24 protein-coding genes are annotated in these 21,882 nt (G+C 58.1%); 19 read left to right on the forward strand and 5 right to left on the reverse strand.

The window, feature by feature from the left end; translation table 11 throughout:
• The first annotated feature begins 73 nt into the window (after nucleotides 1-73).
• Complete coding sequence (locus ACXADZ_RS04570; protein ID WP_475193021.1) at nucleotides 74-541, forward strand: hypothetical protein; 468 nt, start codon at nucleotides 74-76, stop codon at nucleotides 539-541.
• Between the two features lie 22 nt (nucleotides 542-563).
• On the opposite strand, the gene ACXADZ_RS04575 is transcribed toward ACXADZ_RS04570, so the two are convergent.
• From ACXADZ_RS04575 to fsa, 4 genes are all read right to left on the reverse strand, one after another.
• The gene (locus tag ACXADZ_RS04575) at nucleotides 564-1,259 is read right to left on the reverse strand and encodes a CDP-alcohol phosphatidyltransferase family protein (protein ID WP_171094233.1); all 696 of its coding nucleotides are present in this window, start codon (nucleotides 1,257-1,259) and stop codon (nucleotides 564-566) included.
• Between the two features lie 69 nt (nucleotides 1,260-1,328).
• Nucleotides 1,329-2,249: a tyrosine recombinase XerC gene (locus ACXADZ_RS04580; protein WP_475193024.1), complete on the reverse strand. Its 921-nt coding sequence runs from the start codon at nucleotides 2,247-2,249 to the stop codon at nucleotides 1,329-1,331.
• On the reverse strand, nucleotides 2,246-2,953 hold the full coding sequence (locus ACXADZ_RS04585; RefSeq protein WP_171186932.1) for a DUF484 family protein: 708 nt from the start codon (nucleotides 2,951-2,953) through the stop codon (nucleotides 2,246-2,248). The genes ACXADZ_RS04580 and ACXADZ_RS04585 overlap by 4 nt, the downstream gene beginning before the upstream one ends.
• A 197-nt stretch (nucleotides 2,954-3,150) precedes the next feature.
• Nucleotides 3,151-3,804: a fructose-6-phosphate aldolase gene (gene fsa, locus ACXADZ_RS04590; RefSeq protein ID WP_170520531.1), complete on the reverse strand. Its 654-nt coding sequence runs from the start codon at nucleotides 3,802-3,804 to the stop codon at nucleotides 3,151-3,153.
• Between the two features lie 88 nt (nucleotides 3,805-3,892).
• On the opposite strand from fsa, the gene ACXADZ_RS04595 reads away from it, so the two are divergent.
• From ACXADZ_RS04595 to ACXADZ_RS04610, 4 genes are all read left to right on the forward strand, one after another.
• The gene (locus tag ACXADZ_RS04595; RefSeq protein WP_475193027.1) at nucleotides 3,893-6,088 is read left to right on the forward strand and encodes a primosomal protein N'; all 2,196 of its coding nucleotides are present in this window, start codon (nucleotides 3,893-3,895) and stop codon (nucleotides 6,086-6,088) included.
• A gap of 79 nt (nucleotides 6,089-6,167) precedes the next feature.
• On the forward strand, nucleotides 6,168-7,400 hold the full coding sequence (locus tag ACXADZ_RS04600) for an MFS transporter (RefSeq protein WP_171186929.1): 1,233 nt from the start codon (nucleotides 6,168-6,170) through the stop codon (nucleotides 7,398-7,400).
• Between the two features lie 66 nt (nucleotides 7,401-7,466).
• Nucleotides 7,467-8,345, forward strand: coding sequence for a 50S ribosomal protein L11 methyltransferase (locus ACXADZ_RS04605; RefSeq protein WP_171186927.1), 879 nt, complete (start codon nucleotides 7,467-7,469; stop codon nucleotides 8,343-8,345).
• A 101-nt stretch (nucleotides 8,346-8,446) separates the two neighbouring features.
• Nucleotides 8,447-8,791, forward strand: coding sequence for a hypothetical protein (locus ACXADZ_RS04610; RefSeq protein ID WP_475193031.1), 345 nt, complete (start codon nucleotides 8,447-8,449; stop codon nucleotides 8,789-8,791).
• A 103-nt stretch (nucleotides 8,792-8,894) separates the two neighbouring features.
• Here ACXADZ_RS04610 and ACXADZ_RS04615 read toward each other — a convergent pair whose 3' ends face one another.
• Nucleotides 8,895-9,110 (reverse strand): DUF1127 domain-containing protein, encoded by a 216-nt coding sequence (locus tag ACXADZ_RS04615; protein ID WP_171186923.1) that lies wholly within the window; start codon nucleotides 9,108-9,110, stop codon nucleotides 8,895-8,897.
• A gap of 334 nt (nucleotides 9,111-9,444) precedes the next feature.
• On the opposite strand from ACXADZ_RS04615, the gene ruvC reads away from it, so the two are divergent.
• The 14 genes from ruvC (at nucleotide 9,445) to ACXADZ_RS04685 (ending at nucleotide 21,743) form a co-directional block, all read left to right on the forward strand.
• The gene (ruvC, locus tag ACXADZ_RS04620) at nucleotides 9,445-9,942 is read left to right on the forward strand and encodes a crossover junction endodeoxyribonuclease RuvC (RefSeq protein ID WP_475193033.1); all 498 of its coding nucleotides are present in this window, start codon (nucleotides 9,445-9,447) and stop codon (nucleotides 9,940-9,942) included.
• Complete coding sequence (ruvA, locus tag ACXADZ_RS04625; RefSeq protein WP_475193036.1) at nucleotides 9,939-10,616, forward strand: Holliday junction branch migration protein RuvA; 678 nt, start codon at nucleotides 9,939-9,941, stop codon at nucleotides 10,614-10,616. The genes ruvC and ruvA overlap by 4 nt, the downstream gene beginning before the upstream one ends.
• A 4-nt stretch (nucleotides 10,617-10,620) precedes the next feature.
• Nucleotides 10,621-11,640, forward strand: coding sequence for a Holliday junction branch migration DNA helicase RuvB (gene ruvB / locus ACXADZ_RS04630; RefSeq protein ID WP_475193039.1), 1,020 nt, complete (start codon nucleotides 10,621-10,623; stop codon nucleotides 11,638-11,640).
• Between the two features lie 63 nt (nucleotides 11,641-11,703).
• Entirely contained in the window at nucleotides 11,704-12,327 is a 624-nt protein-coding gene (locus tag ACXADZ_RS04635) for a hypothetical protein (protein ID WP_475193041.1), read from the forward strand.
• Nucleotides 12,324-12,707 (forward strand): tol-pal system-associated acyl-CoA thioesterase, encoded by a 384-nt coding sequence (gene ybgC / locus ACXADZ_RS04640; protein WP_171094210.1) that lies wholly within the window; start codon nucleotides 12,324-12,326, stop codon nucleotides 12,705-12,707. The genes ACXADZ_RS04635 and ybgC overlap by 4 nt, the downstream gene beginning before the upstream one ends.
• Before the next feature lie 110 nt (nucleotides 12,708-12,817).
• Nucleotides 12,818-13,513, forward strand: a complete 696-nt coding sequence (tolQ, locus tag ACXADZ_RS04645) for a protein TolQ (RefSeq protein ID WP_171186917.1) — start codon at nucleotides 12,818-12,820, stop codon at nucleotides 13,511-13,513.
• A gap of 2 nt (nucleotides 13,514-13,515) precedes the next feature.
• Nucleotides 13,516-13,992, forward strand: coding sequence for a protein TolR (tolR, locus tag ACXADZ_RS04650; RefSeq protein ID WP_475193042.1), 477 nt, complete (start codon nucleotides 13,516-13,518; stop codon nucleotides 13,990-13,992).
• Between the two features lie 9 nt (nucleotides 13,993-14,001).
• Entirely contained in the window at nucleotides 14,002-15,105 is a 1,104-nt protein-coding gene (locus ACXADZ_RS04655) for an energy transducer TonB (RefSeq protein ID WP_475193044.1), read from the forward strand.
• Nucleotides 15,102-16,421, forward strand: a complete 1,320-nt coding sequence (gene tolB / locus ACXADZ_RS04660) for a Tol-Pal system beta propeller repeat protein TolB (protein WP_171094205.1) — start codon at nucleotides 15,102-15,104, stop codon at nucleotides 16,419-16,421. The genes ACXADZ_RS04655 and tolB overlap by 4 nt, the downstream gene beginning before the upstream one ends.
• Nucleotides 16,422-16,493: 72 nt before the next feature.
• On the forward strand, nucleotides 16,494-17,000 hold the full coding sequence (gene pal, locus ACXADZ_RS04665; protein ID WP_171094203.1) for a peptidoglycan-associated lipoprotein Pal: 507 nt from the start codon (nucleotides 16,494-16,496) through the stop codon (nucleotides 16,998-17,000).
• A 4-nt stretch (nucleotides 17,001-17,004) separates the two neighbouring features.
• The gene (gene ybgF / locus ACXADZ_RS04670; protein WP_171669285.1) at nucleotides 17,005-17,826 is read left to right on the forward strand and encodes a tol-pal system protein YbgF; all 822 of its coding nucleotides are present in this window, start codon (nucleotides 17,005-17,007) and stop codon (nucleotides 17,824-17,826) included.
• Entirely contained in the window at nucleotides 17,817-19,076 is a 1,260-nt protein-coding gene (gene tilS / locus ACXADZ_RS04675; protein ID WP_475193048.1) for a tRNA lysidine(34) synthetase TilS, read from the forward strand. The genes ybgF and tilS overlap by 10 nt, the downstream gene beginning before the upstream one ends.
• Before the next feature lie 75 nt (nucleotides 19,077-19,151).
• Nucleotides 19,152-21,068, forward strand: coding sequence for an ATP-dependent zinc metalloprotease FtsH (ftsH, locus tag ACXADZ_RS04680; RefSeq protein WP_171094198.1), 1,917 nt, complete (start codon nucleotides 19,152-19,154; stop codon nucleotides 21,066-21,068).
• 99 nt (nucleotides 21,069-21,167) lie between these two features.
• Nucleotides 21,168-21,743 carry an MOSC domain-containing protein gene (locus tag ACXADZ_RS04685; protein ID WP_475193052.1) on the forward strand — a complete coding sequence of 192 codons (576 nt, stop codon included), beginning with the start codon at nucleotides 21,168-21,170 and terminating at the stop codon, nucleotides 21,741-21,743.
• Nucleotides 21,744-21,882 lie beyond the last annotated feature (139 nt).

Below are 21,882 nucleotides of genomic sequence, written 5' to 3' on the forward strand. Positions count from 1 at the left end.
GTGAAATTCGGTTGCAATCCGTCTGTGGCGGGCACACCATATATATGTTGTTGAATTTGAAGGACCGCATTGCATGACCACGGATCAAGATCGCGCCGCCCGAAAGAAGACCATAATTGACAGGTTGATGTCACTTGAAGCGCAAGAGCTTGCAACGGCGCAGGCGCATTACGATGCGTTTTTGAAGGACGCTCAGCTGGATGATCGGGAAGGTCACGACAAGGATGACCTTGCCGCCTCACGCGAAAACGCTGACTTGGCGGCTGCGTTTGACGCCCCTGTGCATGCACACCACGCCAAGATCGACGTGATTGAAAACACCGATTTTGGTCTGACTGACACAGTTCAACCCGGCGCAGTGATCAAATTCAACAATCGCAGATTTGTCGTTTGCGTCTCGACCACCCGGTTCGAGGTGGATGGAAAGACCTATATGGGCATTTCAACACAAAGCCCGATTTATCTGGCCATGGTGGGCCTGCAAGAGGGCGATGTCTTTACCCATAACGGCACCGAGTTCGAGGTGCAGGACGTCATGTAGCTCGACTGTCGGCAGCGCTGCGTCAGGCGCGGCGCTGCGGTATGATTTGCTGCGCGATGCCTGCAAAAGTCAGATACAGGCTGGTGATCACCAGACCCCAATGCGCCCAGCTTTCAGGGTGAAAATCGACCCAGGCCGCCCAACCGGCAAAGAACGTCCATGCCAGAGCCATAGGCAGCGTCAGGCTGCGCCAACGCTCGGTACGCACGGGATGAACAAACTTGAGCGGCAGGAACATCGCAAGCGACAGCAGTGTTACCAAAAGCAGAATAATCCAGAAATTAGGTTCAAGCGCGAAGATCACGATAACGAACATGTTCCAGCATCCCGGAAAACCGGAAAAGGAATTGTCCTTGGTCTTCATCCGGGTGTCCGCAAAATACATCGCGCTGGCAAAGGTTATGACGATGATCGCAAACCATCCCGTCCAGCCGTCCATCAGCCCGGACTTGAACAGGGCAAAGGCCGGTATGAACACATAGGTCAGGTAATCGATGATCAGATCCAGCAGAACACCATCAAATTCCGGGGCGTTCTTTTTGACGTGGTAATGACGCGCCAGAGGGCCGTCGATTCCGTCCACGACAAAAGAAACAACCAGCCAAAGATACATAAGGCTCCATTTCTCTTCGACGGCGGCCAGCATGGCGAGCATGGCAAAAACAGCGCCGGTTGCAGTGAAGAGATGGACGGAAAGAGCTTTGAATCTGAGTGTCATGCACGCGTCATGACTGATGCACGCCTGAGATGCAAACCAAAAGCCGTGCGGTTTTAATGGATGTGTGTGTCAGGCCTTGGGGTGCGCACGGTTGTAGACCTCCATCAACCGCGCCGTGTCCACGGCAGTATAGGCTTGGGTGGTTGAAAGCGACGCGTGGCCTAAAAGTTCTTGAATCGCACGCAAGTCGCCTCCCGCCGAAAGAAGATGCGTTGCGAAGCTGTGCCGCATGGCGTGGGGTGTTGCGGTTGCAGGCAGGCCCAATTGCATTCGGGCCTTGGCCATGACGCCCTGTATCGCACGTGGATTCAGCGCCCCGCCGCGTACACCGCGGAACAAAGGCGCGCCCTGTGCCTTCGGGTGCGGGCAGAGTTTTACGTACCGGTCGACGGCTTCACGGGCAGCAGGAAGAACCGGTACGACCCTCTCTTTGTCGCCCTTGCCAACGATGCGCAAGGTGGCGGGTAAAGGTACGTCTGCACCAGTCAATGACAGCGCCTCGGATATGCGCAGTCCGCACCCATAGAGCAACGTGACCACGGCCACATCCCGCGCGGCGACCCAATCCGAACTGGATTGCAACTCGACCGTGTCGATCATGGCGCGGGCGGCGTCTTCGGCCAGGGGGCGGGGCAGTTTCTTGGTGAATTTTGGTGCGCGTGTGGACAAGACAGCAGTGGGTTCAAAGCCTTCACGTTCGGCCAGCCAGCGGTAAAAGCTTTTGACGGCTGAGAGTTTGCGCGCCAGTGATCGTGCGCTCACGTCCTCACTGCGTTGGCCCGCCATCCAGGCACGCATATCTGACACAGTGATCCGTTCCAGCGCTTTCAACCCCTGCCGTTCAGCGTGGTGCAGCGTCATAAAGGACAGAAAATCCGTCACATCCCCGCGATAGGCGGTTTGCGTGTTCTGCGATCTACCCGCCAGCGCACCTAAGCTGTCCAGCCAATGCTGCAGCGCATCGCGGCAGGCGGGTGAGATCAGGCTCACGACAGCCAGTGACGCATCGAGCGTTCGAACACGCCAGCAAAAAAGCTTAAAAGGTCGGTGCCAAGCTGCGGCGTGAAATGCCGCGGATCCCGCGCACCCATGACAATCATTCCCGGCAAACGACCGGGGCCGAGGTCAAGCTTCAGGCAGGCTTCGGACCGCAATTGATCTGCAAGCGCGCCAAAAATGCGGCGGTTGGGATGATGCACCTCGCGCAGTGTGACGTCGCGGGCCGGTCCGCCGCGATCAATGGTCAGATACTGGTCGATAAAGCCGGGTTCGGCAATGGTTAGAACGCCCCCCAACGTATCAACTGCTGGATCGTCCTGAACCACGGTTGTTTCCAGAACCAAAGTGATGTGATCAACACGCAAAATATCGGCAACGTCCGCGCCAAGCGCGCGCAGGAAATCTTCGAATTCGACCGGCTCCAACAGACGCAGAATTGCGCGATGCACTTGGTTTGTGCCCGCCAGATTCTCGTAGGCTGCTGCTATCACAGACCGATGGGTGTCTTCCAACCGGTCCAGCCGCGCTTCGAGCCGTTGCATGGCGATGCCGCGCAAATCGATCACATTGTCGCCGCGTGCGCGTTCATTGGCACTGACCAGCGCCTGCATCAGATCCTTGTCATCCAACACGACGTCAGGCTCGGCCAGAATCGCCGCGCGGAGGTTATCCTCGAGTTTGGGGTTGCTGCTCATGTCCCGTCCGGTCTTTTTTTGTTGAGCGGCTTATAACATGCCAGACCGGTTTTGCCTTAGGAAAAATGCACGCAAAGGTGGATTTCCTTGAGTGCTGTGGCGAAGGGGCTCCCGCCCGCCATGCCTGATCGCAGATCAACCAAAGGGCCGTTGGGCCGCGCGCGGTGCCTGAAAGCACCGCGCGGTCTTGCAAAAGGTCAGAGGATTTTCTGACCTGTCTTGGCCCAATCGGCCAGGAAGGTTTCCAGACCTTTGTCGGTCAACGGGTGGTCAGCGAGCTTTTTGATCACGGCTGGCGGAGCAGTGATGACATCGGCACCAATGCGGGCGCTGTCGGTCACATGGTTCACGGTGCGGATCGAGGCGGCCAGGATTTCAGTCTCGAACCCGTAATTGTCATAGACTTGGCGGATGTCGGCAATCAGATCCATGCCGTCGAGGTTGATGTCGTCGAGGCGACCAATGAAAGGCGAGATGAATGTTGCACCTGCTTTGGCAGCAAGGATTGCCTGATTGGTCGAGAAACAAAGCGTCACGTTGACCATCTGACCTTCGTCGCTGAGCGTTTTGCAGGTTTTCAGGCCAGCCCATGTCAGCGGCACTTTCACTGCGATGTTCGGCGCGATCTTGGCCAGCTTGCGGCCTTCGGCGATCATGTCCTCAGCTTCGGTGGCGACAACCTCGGCCGAAACCGGACCATCGACCAGATCACAGATCTCTTTGGTCACTTCCAGAATGTCGCGACCCGACTTTAGGATCAGCGAAGGGTTGGTGGTTACGCCGTCCACCATGCCAAGATCGTTCAGTTCGGCGATGGCGTCGATCTCGGCGGTGTCTACGAAGAATTTCATGAGGGCAGTCCTTTGATGGGTTGGCCTTGGTCGCGGATGGCTTTACCTCAAAGTGAGCCATGCTGGAACCCCCTGCTAAGGATATGCTGTGAGCGCTAACGGATTTTTCGACCAAGGAGAGCTGATTGCGGTGCTGACAACGCAGCCGCTGGACCGGAAGTTGGATTACAAAGCGCCCGAAGGCGGGTGTTTTCTGGGTGCGTTTGTCGAAGTGCCTTTGGGGCCACGTAAGGTTCTTGGCGTGGTCTGGGGCCCTGGGCAGGGCGGGTTTGATCTGAGCAAGGCTCGGTCCGTGATCCGGGTACTTGAGGTTGCACCGATGCGCGAAGAGATGCAGGTGTTTCTGGGCAAGGTCGCCGACTACACGCTGACACCGATGCCAGCGATGCTGCGTTTGGCAACCCGTGCGCCGGGGCTGGGGGACCCTCCGTCAATGCGCAAAGTGTATCGCCTTGGCAGTGGCGAACCGGACAGGATGACCGATGCGCGATCCCGTGTGCTGGAGGTTTTGCGAGACTATGGCGGCCTCGCCTTTACATTGAAGGAACTGGCCGAGCAGGCAGGTGTAACCTCCTCTGTTGTCAAAGGGTTGGTCAAACAAGGCGCTGTCCGGGAAGAGGACAGCCCGCGCGATCTGCCGTACCCGCATCTTGATCCGAACCTGCCGGGTAAAGACCTGACCGAAGATCAGGCGGCGGCTGTGGCGCGATTGCGGGCCGGGCAGCAGACAGGCGACTATGGCACAACACTCCTGAAAGGTGTCACGGGTTCGGGCAAGACCGAAGTGTATCTGGAAGCCGTCGCCGAAGCCTTGCGGATGGGACGCCAGGCTTTGGTCTTGCTGCCGGAAATTGCGCTGACCGCTGAATTCCTGACCCGTGTCGAGGCGCGGTTCGGTGCGCGACCGGCCGAATGGCACTCGGGCGCGACAATGACGGAACGCCGCCGGGTCTGGCGGATGGTTGGGCAGGGGGATGCACAGCTGGTTGTAGGTGCACGATCTGCATTGTTTTTGCCGTTCCGCGATTTGGGGCTTGTGGTGGTCGATGAGGAACACGACACCTCTTACAAACAGGAAGACGGCGTGCACTACAGCGCGCGGGATATGGCAGTTTTGCGTTCGGCCATTTGCGGCGCGCGGGTGATTCTGGCCAGTGCGACGCCGTCGCTGGAAAGCTGGGCAAACGCTGAAGCAGGAAAGTATGACCGGATCGACCTGACTTCGCGCTTCGGCGCGGCGGTTCTGCCTGAGATGAAGCCCATTGATATGCGCGCTGAGCAGATGCAGCCCGGAACATGGATTTCTCCGTCCCTGCGGCAGGCGGTGCGGCAGCGGGTTGAAAAGGGTGAACAATCGCTGCTGTTTATAAACCGTCGTGGATATGCGCCGGTAACTCTGTGCCGGGCTTGCGGTGAACAGATCGCCTGCGACTATTGTGACGCGCGCATGGTTGAACATCGGTTTCTGAAACGCCTGATGTGCCACCAATGCGGTGAGACCAAGCCGATGCCCGAAATCTGTCCGTCCTGCGGCGTAGAAGGCAAACTGGCCCCGGTTGGGCCGGGGATCGAGCGGCTGGCAGAAGAGGCCGAAGCGACCTTTCCGGATGCCAAGATTGCGATGCTGAGTTCCGATCTTTTCGGCTCGGCCCGTGCGCTGAAAGCCAAGATCGAAGAGATTGCCGCAGGAGATGCGGACATCATCATCGGCACTCAGTTGGTCGCCAAGGGGCATAACTTCCCCAAACTCACCTTGGTCGGCGTTATTGATGCGGACCTGTCACTGCACGGTGCCGATCTGCGCGCAGCAGAACGAACGTTTCAATTGATGCGGCAGGTTGCCGGGCGTGCTGGCAGGGCGGATAAGCCGGGGCAGGCGTTGTTGCAGACGTTCCAACCAGAACACCCCGTGATCCGGGCGATCCTGTCCGGTGATGAGGAAGGTTTCTGGAAAGCCGAAGCCGCTGGGCGGCAGGCGGCGGGGGTTCCCCCTTATGGGCGCATGGCCGGAATTGTGTTGTCGGGGCCGGAGGTCGGCCCGGTCTTCGATATCGGCAACGCGATGGCCCGCAATGATACCCCTGTGCGCGATGTGGGGGGGCAAGTTTTTGGCCCTGCACCAGCGCCGATTGCGCGTATTCGCGGACGGCACCGTGTGCGCCTTCTGGTCAAAGCCCCAAAAGGGGCCCCTATTCAGGACGCGATTGCCCGCTGGATCGCGCCTTTGCGTCTGAAAGGTGACATCCGCCTGACTGTCGATATCGACCCGCAGAGCTTTTACTGACCTCTGCATCAGCGCAGGGCGGCTGTGCGCCAACGGCTTCCCTCTCGCCAAGACGACGAAATGGGCGTAGAGGACCAATATGCTAAATCCCATGCCCCTCAACGAGGCGCAGAGCCTTCCGTTCTGGCGTCGTCCTGTCACGCTCTTGTTTGTGATGGCCATGACCATGCCCATCGCGTTTAACGCGTGGAGTGCTTTGCTGAACAATTTCGTCATTGAGGTGGCGAATTTTGATGGGGCCGATATTGGCCTGCTGCATACGGTACGTGAAATTCCGGGCTTTCTGGCGATTGGCGTGATCGCCGTCATCATTTTCATCCGCGAGCAGGTTCTGGCGATGATTTCGCTGATGATGCTTGGGGTGGCAACCGCTGTAACAGCCTGGTTCCCCAGCTTGGGTGGGTTGTTGTTTGTGACCCTGTTCAGCTCGATCGGGTTTCACTACTATGAAACGGTAAATCAGTCGCTGCAGCTGCAATGGCTGCCCAAGGATCGCGCGCCGCAAATTCTGGGATGGCTGGTTGCGATGGGCTCGGCAGCAACGGCGGTGGTCTACGGGTTGATCGTTCTGACCTGGGAGCGCTTTGATCTGTCCTACAACTTCGTTTTCATGGCTGCAGGCGGCGTGACGGTCTTGTTGGCCCTGTTCAGCCTGATCGCCTATCCTCAGTTTGATGCCCCAACACCGCAGACCAAAAAGCTGATCCTGCGTCGCCGGTACTGGCTCTACTACGCGTTACAATTCATGGCCGGCGCACGGCGGCAGATTTTTATTGTGTTTGCCGGGTTCATGATGGTCGAAAAGTTCGGTTTCAAAGTGCATGAACTGACCAGCCTTTACCTGATCAACCTGATGATCAACATGATGGCCGCGCCTTTGCTGGGGAAAGCTGTGGCAAAGTTTGGCGAGCGGCGGACCCTGATCTTCGAATATGCCGGGCTGGCTATCGTGTTTGCGGCTTATGGCGGTATCTACTGGTTCGGCTGGGGGGTGCTGCTGGCGGCGATCCTTTATGTGATCGACCATGTGCTCTTCGCACTGGCGCTGGCGCTGAAAACCTATTTTCAGAAAATCGCGGACCCTGCGGACATTGCTCCGACAGCGGCCGTGGCTTTCACGATCAACCACATCGCCGCTGTGTTCCTGCCTGCTTTGCTGGGGCTTTTGTGGGTGGTTTCGCCGGGCGCAGTGTTTGGTTTGGCGGCGGCTATGGCGATTGTTTCACTTCTGTTGTCGCTGTTGATCCCGCGCCATCCCGAACCGGGCAATGAGACAACCCTGACCAAATACGCTCCGGCACCTGCGGAATAGGCTGGGCGGCTTGACCTTCTCGGCGCGGCGTCCTAGGCGCTGTGCCAACTGAGACAGGAGGCCCAGATGCCCACATTCACCGCGCTGACTACGCTGACAGGTAAGAAGGCCGCCGAAGGTCTGGGCGAAGCCATGGAGCGTTTGGAGCCGGAACCCACCGGTGTTGGTGTGTTCGAGGTCGAGGATGGTTCGGGCCTGTGGGAAGTGGGCGGTTATTTCACTGAAGCCCCGGACGAAACCGCGCTGGCGGTCCTTGCGGCTGCGTTCGAGGCGAAGCCCTTTGTCGTGTCTGAGCTGCCTGAAACCGACTGGGTCGCACATGTGCGCCGCGAGCTTGCGCCCGTCGAAGCAGGTCGGTTCTTTGTCTACGGCAGCCATGATGCCGACAAGATGCCCGAAGGCCGCATTCCGTTGCTGATCGAGGCTGCAATGGCCTTTGGCACCGGGCATCACGGCACAACATTGGGCTGCTTGAAAGCACTGGATTGCTTGTTGGACGAAGGATTTACTGCATCGAAAGTGGCGGATATTGGCTGTGGTACGGCTGTTTTGGCCATGGCCGCCGCTCGGGTCTGGGATGGTGACATCATCGCCAGCGATATCGACGAAGTCGCCGTTGACGTGGCCGAGGCGAACCTGAAGGCAAACGGTATGTCAGGTGCGGTGAAATGCGTCGAGGCCGCTGGCTTCGATCATCCTGACCTCAAAGCACACGCCCCGTATGATCTGATCTTTGCCAATATTCTGAAGGGTCCGCTGGTGGCGCTATCGCCTGAAATCTCCGCGAATCTGCGCCCCGGAGGGTATGCGATATTGTCGGGAATCCTTAACGAGCAGGCAGATGATGTGGTTTCCGTTTATTCTCAAAACGAGTTCAATCTTACGCACAGGGGTGAGATTGGTGAATGGACGACCCTAATTTTAAGCAAACAGGGCGCGAATTAGGCCATTTGCAGGAGTTTTGTGGAATTTTGCCACGCTTTTGTCGCAATCTCTAATTACCGTTTTCTGATCAAAGTCGAGGGGGGCGGTTTTTGGAGGCTGCCATGACGGGTAAACAACTGGAGTTCAATCAGCGCGTTAATCGCCTGAACAAGAAGCATCAGAAGATGAGCCGGGGCTATCGCGCAACGATGCGCAAGGATGGACTGGTGGTCATGAAGCCGCAACGGGTCAGTTCTGCCGTGCCAGTACGAGTCCTGCTGTTCACGCTTGTTGCGTTCTTTGTGTTCAAAGCGTTTCTTTTGTCCCACCTTGGGCCGACGGGATATCAATTCAGAATCGACAGCCTGAATGAAGGCACCAAAGTCGAACAGGCAGGGGCTTGGGTGATGCAGATCGATCCTGTGTCACAGGCACTGTCCCAGCAAATGAACAAGCTTCTCTTCTGAATTTTATGCTTTAATGAAAAAAACACCGCGTGCCGTCCGGGCGCGCGGTGTTTCTTTTGCCCTCATGACGAAAAAGTCAGGGGCGTGTAAGTGGTGGTCGGGATCACCGACGACCTTCGGCGATGGCGTCAATGTCGCCACGGCACAGGCCGATGTCTTCCAGTTCGCGGTCGCTCAGAACGATCAGCGCGTTGCGGGTTACGCGGGCGTCATTCCATTCGATTGCGGCGTTCACGGCCGATACGAAATATGCGCCGATACGGCCAACGAGGCCGAACGAGCCAGTGGTGGCGATGCGGGTAGTGTCCAGTGCAGCCATATCCTGTTTCCTTCTGGTTTGTGTTCACTTTTCAATCTTGCGATCTGAGCGGCATCTAGTGCTGCCAATTCGTGTGCACAAGTACAGTTTTTGCATGTGTCCTATGCATTTTTTGCAATGCTCTGAAATGCTGAAACCCCCTTAATTTATTGGTAAATTTGCGTTAACAAAGGTGCCGTTTTCAGACCTTTTTGACGTCGTAAATCTGCTTTGGGGTCGCGACTGAGATACAGGTGTCGCTTTCAGACTTCAGGTCAATTCGCTTGGAAAATGTTCACGCTTCGTGCTAGGCGTTGAAAAAAGATCACAAAACCCGAGCAGGCCGAGGCACAACATGCGAATTCTGGGCATTGATCCGGGGCTTAGGACCCTGGGGTGGGGCGTCATCGAATCAAATGGCAGCCGTCTGAGCCATATTGCCAATGGATTGTGCAAGTCAGATGGGGATGATCTGGGTGAGCGTCTGCTGTCGCTGCACAACCAGATTGTTGAGGTGATCGCCGATCATCAACCGGACCAGGCTGCCATTGAACAGACATTTGTGAACAAGGATGGGGCAGGGACGCTCAAACTGGGTCAGGCGCGGGGCGTTGCGTTGCTGACATTGGCGCAGGCTGGATTGCCAGTTGGCGAATATGCGCCCAATCGGGTCAAGAAAACCGTCGTGGGTGTGGGTCACGCCGAAAAAGAACAAGTGCTCCACATGGTCAAGCTACAGTTGCCGGGGTGTTCGCCGAAAGGTGCCGACGCTGCAGATGCGCTGGCGATTGCCATCTGTCACGCCTATTACGGAAAGACACAGCAGGCGCGTGTGAAAGAGGTGCGGGCATGATTGGCAAACTGACAGGGCGGCTGGATTACCGAGCAGCAGATCACGTTCTGATCGATGTTCGGGGTGTCGGCTATATCGTTTATTGCTCCGACCGGACCATGGCCGCGTTGCCGGGCGTGGGCGAGGCCGTCTCGATCTATACCGACATGGTCGTACGTGAGGACCTGATGCAGCTTTATGGGTTTCTGTCGCTGGTCGAAAAGGAATGGCATCGCCTTTTGTGCTCGGTTCAGGGCGTTGGCGCAAAGGTGTCTTTGGCGATCCTCAGCGCCTTGGGACCGGATGGCGTAAGCCGAGCCATTGCCCTGGGCGATTGGGGTGCAGTCAAAGCGGCCAAAGGGGTAGGGCCTAAAACGGCGCAGCGGATTGTGCTGGACCTCAAGGACAAAGCGCCGGGTGTCATGGCCATGGGCGGCACGGTTGCCGAGGCGCTGGATGGGCCAGCGCTTGAGGTTGTCGAATTGGCCGAACCTGCGCCCGCGCCCAAACGGTCGTCTAAACCGCCATCGGGGGCTGCTGCGGCATCTGCCGGCGCATTGTCGGCCTTGGCCAATCTTGGGTATGGTCCGTCTGACGCAGCAGCCGCTGTGGCTGAAGCGGCGGCAAGTCAGCCCGAAGCGGGCGAGGCCAAATTGATCCGCGCGGCGCTTAGATTGTTGGCTCCGAAAGGGTAAGTGAATGGTAGATGCTGATCCCACCCTGCGCCCGGATCCTCTGCCCGAGGACAACGACCGCGCCTTGCGCCCACAGGGTCTGAACGAGTTCATCGGTCAGGCCGAGGCGCGGGCTAACCTGCGCATCTTTATCCAGTCTGCCAAGCAACGGGGCGAGGCGATGGACCATACCTTGTTCCATGGCCCGCCGGGATTGGGGAAAACGACTCTCGCGCAGATCATGGCGCGTGAGCTGGGGGTGAATTTTCGCATGACCTCTGGCCCGGTTCTGGCCAAGGCGGGTGATCTGGCGGCGATCCTGACCAATCTGGAAGCACGCGATGTGCTGTTCATCGATGAAATCCACCGTTTGAACCCGGCGGTGGAAGAGGTGCTGTACCCAGCGATGGAAGATTTTGAGTTGGATCTGGTGATCGGCGAAGGACCTGCGGCGAGAACCGTGCGGATCGAGTTGCAGCCGTTCACGCTGGTGGGGGCCACGACGCGAATGGGTTTGCTGACGACTCCACTGCGCGACAGGTTCGGTATCCCGACCCGATTGCAATTTTATACGGTCGATGAATTGCATGAGATCGTCACGCGCAACGCGCGGAAGCTGGGCGCGCCTGCAGATGATGATGGCGCACGAGAGATTGCGCGCAGGTCTCGTGGCACCCCTCGGATTGCGGGGCGGTTGCTGCGGCGGGTTGTGGACTTTGCCATCGTTGAAGGCGACGGGCGGATCACGCGCGAACTGGCGGACGGAGCCTTGACACGGCTGGGTGTGGATCACCTGGGGCTTGATGGCGCGGACCGTCGGTATCTGAAGCTGATCGCTGAAAACTATGGTGGCGGTCCCGTTGGGATCGAGACGATGTCGGCGGCCTTGTCTGAAAGCCGCGACTCGCTGGAAGAAGTTATCGAACCCTTTCTGTTGCAGCAGGGATTGATTCAACGCACCCCGAGGGGACGGATGTTGGCGCAAAAGGCGTGGACCCATTTGGGTATGGCTGTACCTAAGCGGCAGAGCGATCTGTTTGGTTGAAGCCCGGGCGCAGAGATTCTAAGCCTTCGGCGAGAGTATTTTTGAAAACATGAAGGGCTGGGCGTGACACCGGAAGAGATCGAAGCGCTGTTCACGCGCGAAAGCGGTGAGTTTCTGTTCGCTCGATGGGGGCGGCCGATTGTACCAATCGTGTTTGGTGTTGAAGACGAGACGCTGGCCACGGTGAAAGGTGCGTTTGAGGCCGTTGTCACTTTGGCTGGGCATCAAATGGCAGAAACCGATCCAGAACTTGGTGTCAATTGCATGGTCTTCTTTTTTCGCGACTGGCAAGAACTGCTGGAAGTGCCGGATCTTGATCGACTGATCCCGGACCTTGGGCCTTTGGTGGAACGCCTGGTGGCTGCGGATGCCAATCAGTATCGTATATTCCGGTTCGAAGTAGATGGCGCAATCCGAGCGGCGTTTGTGTTCCTGCGTATGGACAAGGAATTGTCCAAGGTTCCGGCGGAAACGCTTGCCCTTAGCCAGGTGGTGCAGACTGTCTTGCTTTGGTCCGATACTGCGTTTCGCACGCAATCACCGCTGGCTGTCGCAGGAGAGGCAACGATCCTGCGCCCTGACATTGCCGCATTGATCCGGGCCGCCTATGATCCGGTCCTGCCCGGGGCGGCGCAGGATGCGTCTCATGCACTCAGGCTGTTTGCCCGGCTGGAGCTGCCACAATGAAACACGTGTACCCGGTTCGCGTTTACTATGAAGACACCGACATGGGTGGTGTCGTCTATCACGCGAATTATCTGCGGTACATTGAGCGTGCCCGATCAGATTGGGTGCGCAATCTGGGCAATGATCAGAACGCAATGCGCGAGGAAGGCATTGTTTGGGTCGTGCGGCGGGTTGAGGCCGATTACCTTTCGCCTGCCAAGTTTGATGACGAGTTGATTGTTGAAACCGAAGTGACTGAGATTTCCGGCGTGCGCCTGACCATGGCGCAGTTGGTTCGGCGGGGGGAAACCGAGATTTTTCGCGCCTCGGTTACGGCCGTGTGCATCAACAAGGATGGCAAACCGATCCGCCTTCCGGCAGAGATTCGCGCATTGATGTAACAATTTGCGGACCAAGGGTGGTTCTGTTGGCTTTTCAACCCCAACTGCGTTAGCGTTTGGCAAAACAAGGCCAAGCAAACGGCCGTCAGGCAAAAACAAAGAGCAGGTTCATGGAAGCTGAAACGCTGGCGCTGGCGCAGGAGATCGATTTCTCCATGTGGGGGCTGTATGCCCGCGCGACCTTTATCGTCAAATTGGTGATGCTGATGCTGATCGGTGCATCGATCTGGTCCTGGGGCATTATCATCCAAAAGCTGATCAACTATCGGGCCGCGCGTCGCGAGGCGCAGGTGTTCGACGAAAGTTTCTGGTCGGGCAACCCTTTGGATGAGCTGTTTGAGCAGATCGGAACGCAACCGGACGGCAGTTCTGAAAAGATCTTTGCCGCAGGTATGATCGAATGGCGAAGGTCACACCGTAATGATGGTGGCCTGATCGCCGGTGCAACTGCGCGGATCGACCGATCGATGGATGTTGCCATCGCGAAAGAGGCAGAGACCTTGCAGAAAGGGTTGCCCATTTTGGCCACGGTGGGCTCGACCGCACCGTTTATTGGCCTGTTCGGTACCGTCTGGGGCATCATGAACGCCTTTATCGAAATTGCCGAGCAGCAGAACACCAATCTGGCCGTTGTCGCCCCTGGTATTGCCGAAGCGCTGTTGGCGACGGGTCTGGGTTTGTTGGCCGCGATCCCGGCGGTTATTTTCTACAACAAGCTCAGTGCGGATAGTGATCGGATCGTTGGCGGGTATGAGGCTTTTGCCGATGAGTTCGCCACCATTCTGTCGCGTCAGTTGGACAGCTGACCATGGGCGCGGCGGTTCAGCAATCTTCGGGTGGCAACGGGCGCAGACGCGGACGGCGTCGCGGGCGCGCTCAGCCCATGGCCGAGATCAACGTGACTCCGTTTGTGGACGTCATGCTGGTGTTGCTGATCATATTCATGGTCGCGGCACCGCTTCTGACCGTGGGTGTTCCTGTCGATCTGCCTAAGACTGCGGCAAGCGCTTTGCCCGGTGACAACGAGGAACCATTGACCGTGACACTCACCGCAGATGGGCGCGTACAAATCCAGACGACGGATGTCTTGCGCGAAGAGTTGATTGGCAAGCTGCGCGCGATTGCGGCAGAGCGGAGCAGTGACCGTGTGTTCCTGCGCGCTGATGGTGAAATTCCCTACGCGCAGGTGATGCAGGTCATGGGCGCGCTGAATGCGGGTGGGTTTTCCAACGTTGGCCTTGTGACCGATACGGGCGGGCCGACGCTGGATGAAGGTGGAGAGTGAGGTCGCACGGTGGATACCGGCACCAAGATTTCGGCGATTGCGCATGTCAGCCTGATTGGCGTCGCGCTTTTTGGCGGCACCTTCCGGTCCGAGCCGTTGCCGATGGCCGTGCAGGATGTTTCCGTGATTACCGCTGAACAGTTTGCGGCCATGACTGCGCAGCGCGACGCGCCTGACGTTTCCGAAGTACCGGCTGCTCTGCAGCAACCACCCAAACCTGAGCAGACCGAAACCACTGCTCCGGAGGCGGTGGTTGAGGAACAGCCGCGCCCCGAACCCGTGGTTCCTGCTGAACCTGACCCTGAACCTGCGCCCGTTATCGTTGAAGCCCCGCCAGAGCCCGAGCTGCCGGAAGAGCCACCTTCATTGGCCGAGCCTGAGGTTGAAACCGTTGCACAGCCCGTGCAGCCCGAGTCTGAGGCACAGCCACACCATGCTGATCGCGTTGCGCCTGAGGCGATTGCGCCGCCGCCGCCCGAGGCAACGCCGGATGAGTTTGAAACGCCACCGGTGTCCTTGGATGAGGGCGCTGAGGTGCAGCAGGAACAGCAAGATCAGACCGCGCCAGAAGAGGCCGCGCCGGAAATTGTAACCGAGGCGGAAGAGACCAAGGAACCCCTTCTCAGTTCACCTCGTCCGCGCACACGCCCCAACCGGCCCAGCCCGCCGCCGGAACCAGAAGTTGCTGAAACGCCCGAGGCGACCCCGGAACCTGAAACACAGGCAGACGAAACTGCGATCAACGATGCCTTGGCTGAGGCTCTGGGTGCTGGCACCGAGCCTTCAGGTCCGCCGCTCACCAGCGGCGAAAAAGATGCAATGCGACTGGCTGTGTCCAGATGCTGGAACGTAGGTTCACTGTCTACAGACGCACTGAACACGGTGGTTGTTGTTGCGTTTTCGCTGAACCGTGATGGTACAGTTGTAGGCGGCAGTATTCGGATGCTGGACAGCTCGGGCGGGTCTGCCAGTGCCGCCAATCAGGCTTACCAGGCTGCCCGACGCGCGATTTTGCGCTGTGGCGCCAAAGGATATGACTTGCCTGCTGACAAATACGCTCAGTGGCAGGATGTTGAGATTACATTCAATCCCGAGAGGATGCGGATCAAATGATGAAACTTCTGACCAGCCTCTTTGTCGGTCTGACCCTGATGTCTGCGCCGGTTTACGCACAAAATGGCCCCCTGCGACTGGAATTGGACCAGGGTATTATCGAGCCTTTGCCGTTTGCGGTTCCCAATTTCGTGCCCGATAGCCCCTCGGCGGCACAATACGCGCAGGATATTTCGCGTGTGGTGGCAGCGGATTTGACCGGGACAGGCCTGTTTCGCGAAATCTCATCGGATGCGTTCATCAGCCGGGTCAGCAGTTTTGAAGCGCCGGTTCAGTTCGCTGACTGGAAAGCGATTAACGCAGATGCACTGGTCACCGGGGCAGTCAATGTCTCGGGCAAAAGATTGACGGTTCGGTTCCGTGTCTGGGATGTGTTCTCGGGTCAGGAGCTGGGCACCGGACTGCAACTGGCAGGTACGACTGATGGTTGGCGTCGCATGGCGCATAAGGTGGCTGATCAGGTCTATAGCCGGATCACGGGCGAAGGAGGGTATTTCGACAGCCGCGTGGCTTTTGTGTCGGAAAGCGGACCCAAGGATCAACGCCTCAAACGGTTGGCGATCATGGATTACGACGGCGCAAATGTGCAGTACCTGACCGACAGTTCCGCCATCGTGCTGGCACCGCGCTTTTCACCCACAGGTGACCGGTTGCTGTATACCAGCTATGAAAGCGGCGCCCCGCGCATTTATGTTCTGGATGTCGGACGCGTGAAACGGCAGGAACTCAAGACCCAGGACGGCACCATGAGCTTCTCGCCCCGTTTCTCGCCGGATGGTCGGTCGATCGTGTATTCGCTGATTCAGGGCGGGAACACGGATTTGTGGAAGATGGATCTGGCCTCGGGTCAAAGTACACGCCTGACCAACACGCCTGCAATCGAAACGGCACCCAGCTATTCACCGGATGGCAGCCGCATCGTTTTTGAAAGCGACCGGTCGGGCACGCCGCAGCTCTACGTGATGCCCGCAAACGGGGGTGAGGCAACGCGGATCAGCTTTGGCGCGGGGCGCTATGGCACCCCGGTTTGGTCGCCGCGCGGCGATTTGATTGCCTTTACCAAGCAAAACAAAGGCCGGTTCCACATTGGCGTCATGCGCACAGACGGGTCGGAAGAGCGGTTGCTGACTGCGTCATTCCTGGACGAAGGCCCCACCTGGTCGCCCAATGGACGCGTCATAATGTTTACCCGCGAAACGCAGGGGGCCAGCGGGCGGGCCTCGCTATATTCAGTGGATATATCGGGCCGCAACCTGCGCCCGGTACGCACGCCGGATGGCGGCAGCGACCCGTCATGGGGCCCATTGCAGAATTGATCGCAGTAAAGTTCACAACGAATCGCGCCTGTGGTAGACAGGCGGCAATAATCAAAACACGAGGCACTTGAAATGAACGTATTGAGCAAAGTTCTGGCGCTGGGCGCACTGAGTGTGATTGCCGCCTGTTCAAATAACGACCCTTCCGCATTGGGGGGCGGTGGCGCAGGTGGCACTGGCGCTATCGTGCCGGGCTCGCCAAGCGACCCACGTTCGCCGGCGTATTTCCAGCAGACGGTTGGCGACCGTGTCCTTTTCGCGGTTGATCAGTCCACCCTTACGCCGCAGGCACAAACCGTGCTGCAAGGGCAGGCTGAATGGCTGCTGGCCAACCCTGATTTTGTTGCAACCATCGAAGGGCACGCGGATGAGCAGGGGACGCGGGAATACAACCTTGCACTGGGTGCGCGCCGGGCTAACGCTGCGCGCGAGTATCTGATTTCCCGTGGGGTGGCGGGCAACCGTCTTAAAACAGTCAGCTACGGCAAGGAACGCCCGATCGAGATTTGCAGCACCGAGGACTGCTATTCCAAAAACCGCCGCGCGGTGACGGTGCTGACCGGGTCAACTTTGGGGTAAGACGATGCGTATTGCAGGATGGGTTTTGGCAGCCGTCATGGCGACGGCGGGTGTGGCTAAGGCACAGGATCAGCAGACCCTGGCGGATATTCGTCAGGAGCTGACTGTGCTGCATGTCGAGATACAGCGCCTGAAGCGCGAGTTTTCCACCACCGGGTCGCCTGCGCCAAACCTGTCCGGCAGTTCGGTGCTTGAGCGTGTCGACGCGATTGAAGCAGAGCTTCAGCGTCTGACGCGCCAGACAGAGCAATTGAACCAACGGGTCCAGAATATCGTCACTGACGGCACAAACCGGATTGGTGACCTGGAGTTCCGGTTGGTCGAACTGGAAGGCGGAGACCTGTCCGCGCTTGAGGAAACATCGACTTTGGGCGGTGACACTGTGTCAGAAACAGGCTCGGCGAACGTTGCAACGACACCTGCAACTGACCAAACCGAGCTTGCCGTGGGCGAGCGCGCAGATTTCGATACGGCGTCGCAAGCTTTGACCGATGGAGATTTCCAGACCGCCGCCACCATGTTCGCGCAGTTCGAGGCAAATTATCCCGGCAGCCCTCTGGCCCCTGAAGCGAACCTTAAACGAGGCCACGCCCTTGAAGGTCTGGGCGACACCCGCGAAGCGGCCCGTGCCTTTTTGGCCAGCTTTACCGGTGATTCCGAGGGGGCCTTTGCCCCCGAGGCTCTGTATGAGCTGGGCGCGGCATTGGGCCGATTGGGACAAACCGATCAGGCCTGTATCACGCTGAACGAGGTCGGGGTGCGTTTCCCCTCTGCGCCCGCTTTGTCGAACGCCACGCAAGAGATGACCGCGCTGGGGTGTTCTTGAGCACTCAGCCAGACAGCCTGATTTCCAATCTTCGTGATCGGTTGCCGGACAATTTGCCCAGCAAATTGGGGATCGCAGTCTCAGGCGGTGGAGATTCCATCGCCTTGATGCATCTGTTGCACGCAATTGCGCAAACCGAGGCAATCACTCTTTACGCCGTCACAGTTGATCATGGTTTGCGCCCGGAAGCCGCGCAGGAGGCCGAGGCCGTTGCCCGTGAGGCGACTGCTCTTGGGGTGCAGCATGACATTTTGAGGTGGTCCGGTTGGGACGGCACCGGCAATCTTCAGGATCAAGCGCGGCAAGCGCGGTATAGCCTGATGATAAACTGGGCGCAGTCCTGTAACATTGGCGCAATTGCCTTGGGACACACAGCAGACGATCAGGCCGAAACACTGCTGATGCGGTTGGGTCGATCCTCTGGCGTGACGGGTCTGTCAGGTATGTCGCCCGTGCGGCAACGGGGCGGAGTAACGTTGTTGCGACCGATGCTGGGGATCACTCGCGACAGGCTGCGCGCCTACCTAACTGAAATCGGAGCGAGTTGGGTTGAGGATCCATCGAATCAGGACATGCGATTTGACCGGATCAAGGCCCGCGATGCCTTGCAAAGCCTTTCGCCATTGGGAATCGATGCGCTGTCTTTATCTCGTGTGGCGGAAAATTTGGCGCAAGCGCACAAGGCATTGGGGGTGTTTGCGCAGGAATCCGCGCGGAATGTGGCACAGGTTGACCACAGCGATGTGAGAGTGGACCAGGCTGGCTTTGCCGCGTTGCCGCGAGAAATCCAGAGACGCGTGTTGCTGGGATCACTTCAATGGATTGCCGGGCAGGGCTATCCCCCGCGCCAGTCGGCTTTGGAGCAGGCTATGGATGCGGTAATTCACGGTCAAGCCGGGTCAATTGCCGGGTGTCTGCTGGTGCCGAAAGGCGCGAGTGTTTGGATTTGCAGGGAATTTAAGGCCGTAGAGGGCCAAATTGCCGCATCTGGCACCGTTTGGGATAGCAAATGGGTGCTGACCGGCCCGGATACCCCAGACGTGGAAATCCGGGCGTTGGGCGAAAAAGGGTTGCAGCAGGTTCCGGATTGGCGCGCCACAGGGCGTCCCAGGCTTGCTTTGACCGCAACGCCTGCCGTTTGGGCGGGTGAAACGGTTCTTGCAGCCCCACTTGCGGGATTTGCCAATGGATGGCAGGCTGATACGGTCTCGGATTGGCCCGCGTTTGACGCATCTTTTTTATCGCATTGAACATAGAACAATCCTCTCTATTTTAAGAGACAACTTGGCAGTTCCTCACCTGCCGAAACTTTTGGGAGATTTTCCTTGGGCAACGCTCGCAATATCGCGTTTTGGGTCGTTCTGTTCCTGCTTATTCTGGCACTGTTCAATCTGTTCAGTGGACCGGGCGGAACGCTTCAGAGCAATGAGAGAACATATTCCGACTTTGTCGGTGCCGTCCAAAGCGGTGAAGTCAAAAACGTGACGCTGGATGGCGAGCAGATTCGCTATACCACCGAAAGCGGTGCGACCTATGTCACCATCAAGCCCGGCGATGCCGAGGTCACAAAACTGCTGATCGATGAGAACATTCCGGTTCAAGCGGTCAAACAACAGCAGTCTGGGTTCCAGTCGTTCCTGATCACGCTGCTGCCCTTCCTACTGCTGATCGGCGTTTGGGTTTACTTCATGAACCGGATGCAGGGCGGCGGCAAAGGCGGTGCGATGGGCTTTGGCAAGTCCAAGGCCAAGATGCTGACCGAAAAGCATGGCCGTGTGACCTTTGACGACGTGGCTGGCATCGACGAAGCCAAGGAAGAGCTGGAAGAGATCGTGGAATTCCTGCGTAACCCGCAGAAGTTCAGCCGCCTCGGCGGCAAGATTCCAAAAGGCGCGCTGCTGGTTGGCCCTCCGGGTACCGGTAAAACATTGCTGGCCCGCGCGATTGCAGGTGAGGCGGGTGTGCCGTTCTTCACCATTTCCGGTTCGGACTTTGTTGAGATGTTCGTGGGTGTCGGTGCATCCCGCGTGCGCGACATGTTCGAACAGGCCAAGAAGAACGCGCCTTGTATTGTGTTCATCGACGAGATCGACGCTGTGGGCCGCCACCGTGGTGCCGGTTACGGCGGCGGTAACGACGAACGCGAACAGACCCTCAACCAGTTGCTGGTTGAAATGGACGGGTTTGAGGCAAACGAAGGTGTGATCATCCTGGCGGCGACCAACCGTAAAGATGTTCTGGACCCCGCGCTGCTGCGCCCGGGCCGGTTTGACCGCAACGTGACCGTCGGGAACCCCGACATCAAAGGCCGCGAGAAGATTTTGGGCGTGCACGCGCGCAAAACACCTCTGGGCCCCGATGTCGATCTGCGCATCATTGCGCGAGGCACGCCGGGCTTTTCTGGTGCCGATCTGGCGAACCTTGTGAACGAGGCTGCGCTTATGGCAGCACGTGTGGGTCGTCGCTTTGTCACAATGGAAGACTTTGAGAACGCCAAAGACAAAGTGATGATGGGGGCCGAGCGCCGCTCGATGGTGCTGACCCAGGACCAGAAGGAAAAGACCGCCTATCACGAGGCCGGTCATGCTGTTGTTGGTCTGGAACTGCCGCTGTGCGATCCGGTCTATAAGGCAACGATCATTCCGCGCGGTGGTGCGCTGGGTATGGTTGTCTCTCTGCCGGAAATGGACCGCCTGAACTATCACCGCGATGAGTGCGAGCAGAAGCTGGCGATGACCATGGCCGGTAAGGCTGCTGAGGTTATTAAATACGGTGAAGATCATGTTTCGAACGGCCCTGCCGGTGACATCATGCAGGCCAGCCAGTTGGCACGGGCCATGGTGATGCGCTGGGGCATGTCGGACAAGGTGGGCAACATCGATTATGCCGAAGCCCATGAAGGGTATCAGGGCAATACAGCAGGTTTCTCGGTGTCCGCCCATACCAAAGAGCTGATTGAGGAAGAGGTGAAGCGCCTGATCCAGCAAGGCTATGAGCGCGCTCACAAGATCCTGACAGACAAGAACGAAGAATGGGAGCGTTTGGCACAAGGTCTGCTGGAATACGAAACCCTGACCGGCGACGAGATCAAGCGCGTCATGAATGGTGAATCGCCGACCGAAGGCGATGACGAAGGTGACAAGCCGGACGAAGGCAATGCCCCCAGCGTTACGGCCATTCCCAAGACGAAGGCAAAGAAGTCGCCACCTGAGGGTGGGATGGAGCCTGAACCCACCACATAAACGCCAAAGACCCGGGCCAAGGCTCGGGTCTTTTTTCTTTTCTTCAGGTCGTTGCCGGGCAATATGCGGTCGCAAGCACCAACGAAGAGGGAAACCCAAATGCCGTTCTTGCGGGAAACTGAATACGCAGCCGAAGTGGTTTGGCTCGGCTATGTCCCTGCTGGGCAATCGCTGCGCGCCGAACTGGTCCAAGCACTGGACCTGGGCTTCGATGGCGTAGCGGGTGAACGGCACGCGGGTCTCAACCGTGCATCCTGTGTGCGGGTCAAGAATCTCTATTCTCAAGGCACCGAAATCCGTAACGTCCGTCAATTGTCGGTGCTTTCTGTGGAAGAGCTTGAACAGATTGCACTTGAGATGGGTCTCGATGCGCTTGATCCGGCTTACCTTGGTGCATCGATCGTGCTGAAGGGTATCCCCGATTTCTCGCACGTTCCCCCGTCCTCTCGGCTACAGGCGGGGGGTGGTTTGACGATAACTGTGGACATGGAGAACGCCCCCTGCGTTTTACCGGGGCGCGAGATCGAGGCGGATCAACCCGGGCATGGCGCCGCGTTCAAACCTGCTGCGGCGGGGCGGCGCGGCATAACAGGATGGGTCGAGCGCCCGGGGCGGATTGAGCTTGGCGATCGTTTGGCTTTGTTTGTTCCGGATCAACCCAACTGGGCGCCATAAACGGTTCAGGTTTCCGATTAGAAACCCACGAAATGACCTTACGACGCTTCGCGACACCAGAATGTCGGAATCCATGGCTATTGAGATTGTACACAAGGGTATGGAATGCGCAGCGCCGACGTTTTGCGTCGGCTTTGCA

The sequence above is a fragment of the Ruegeria sp. ABM4_193 genome, assembly GCF_056158705.1.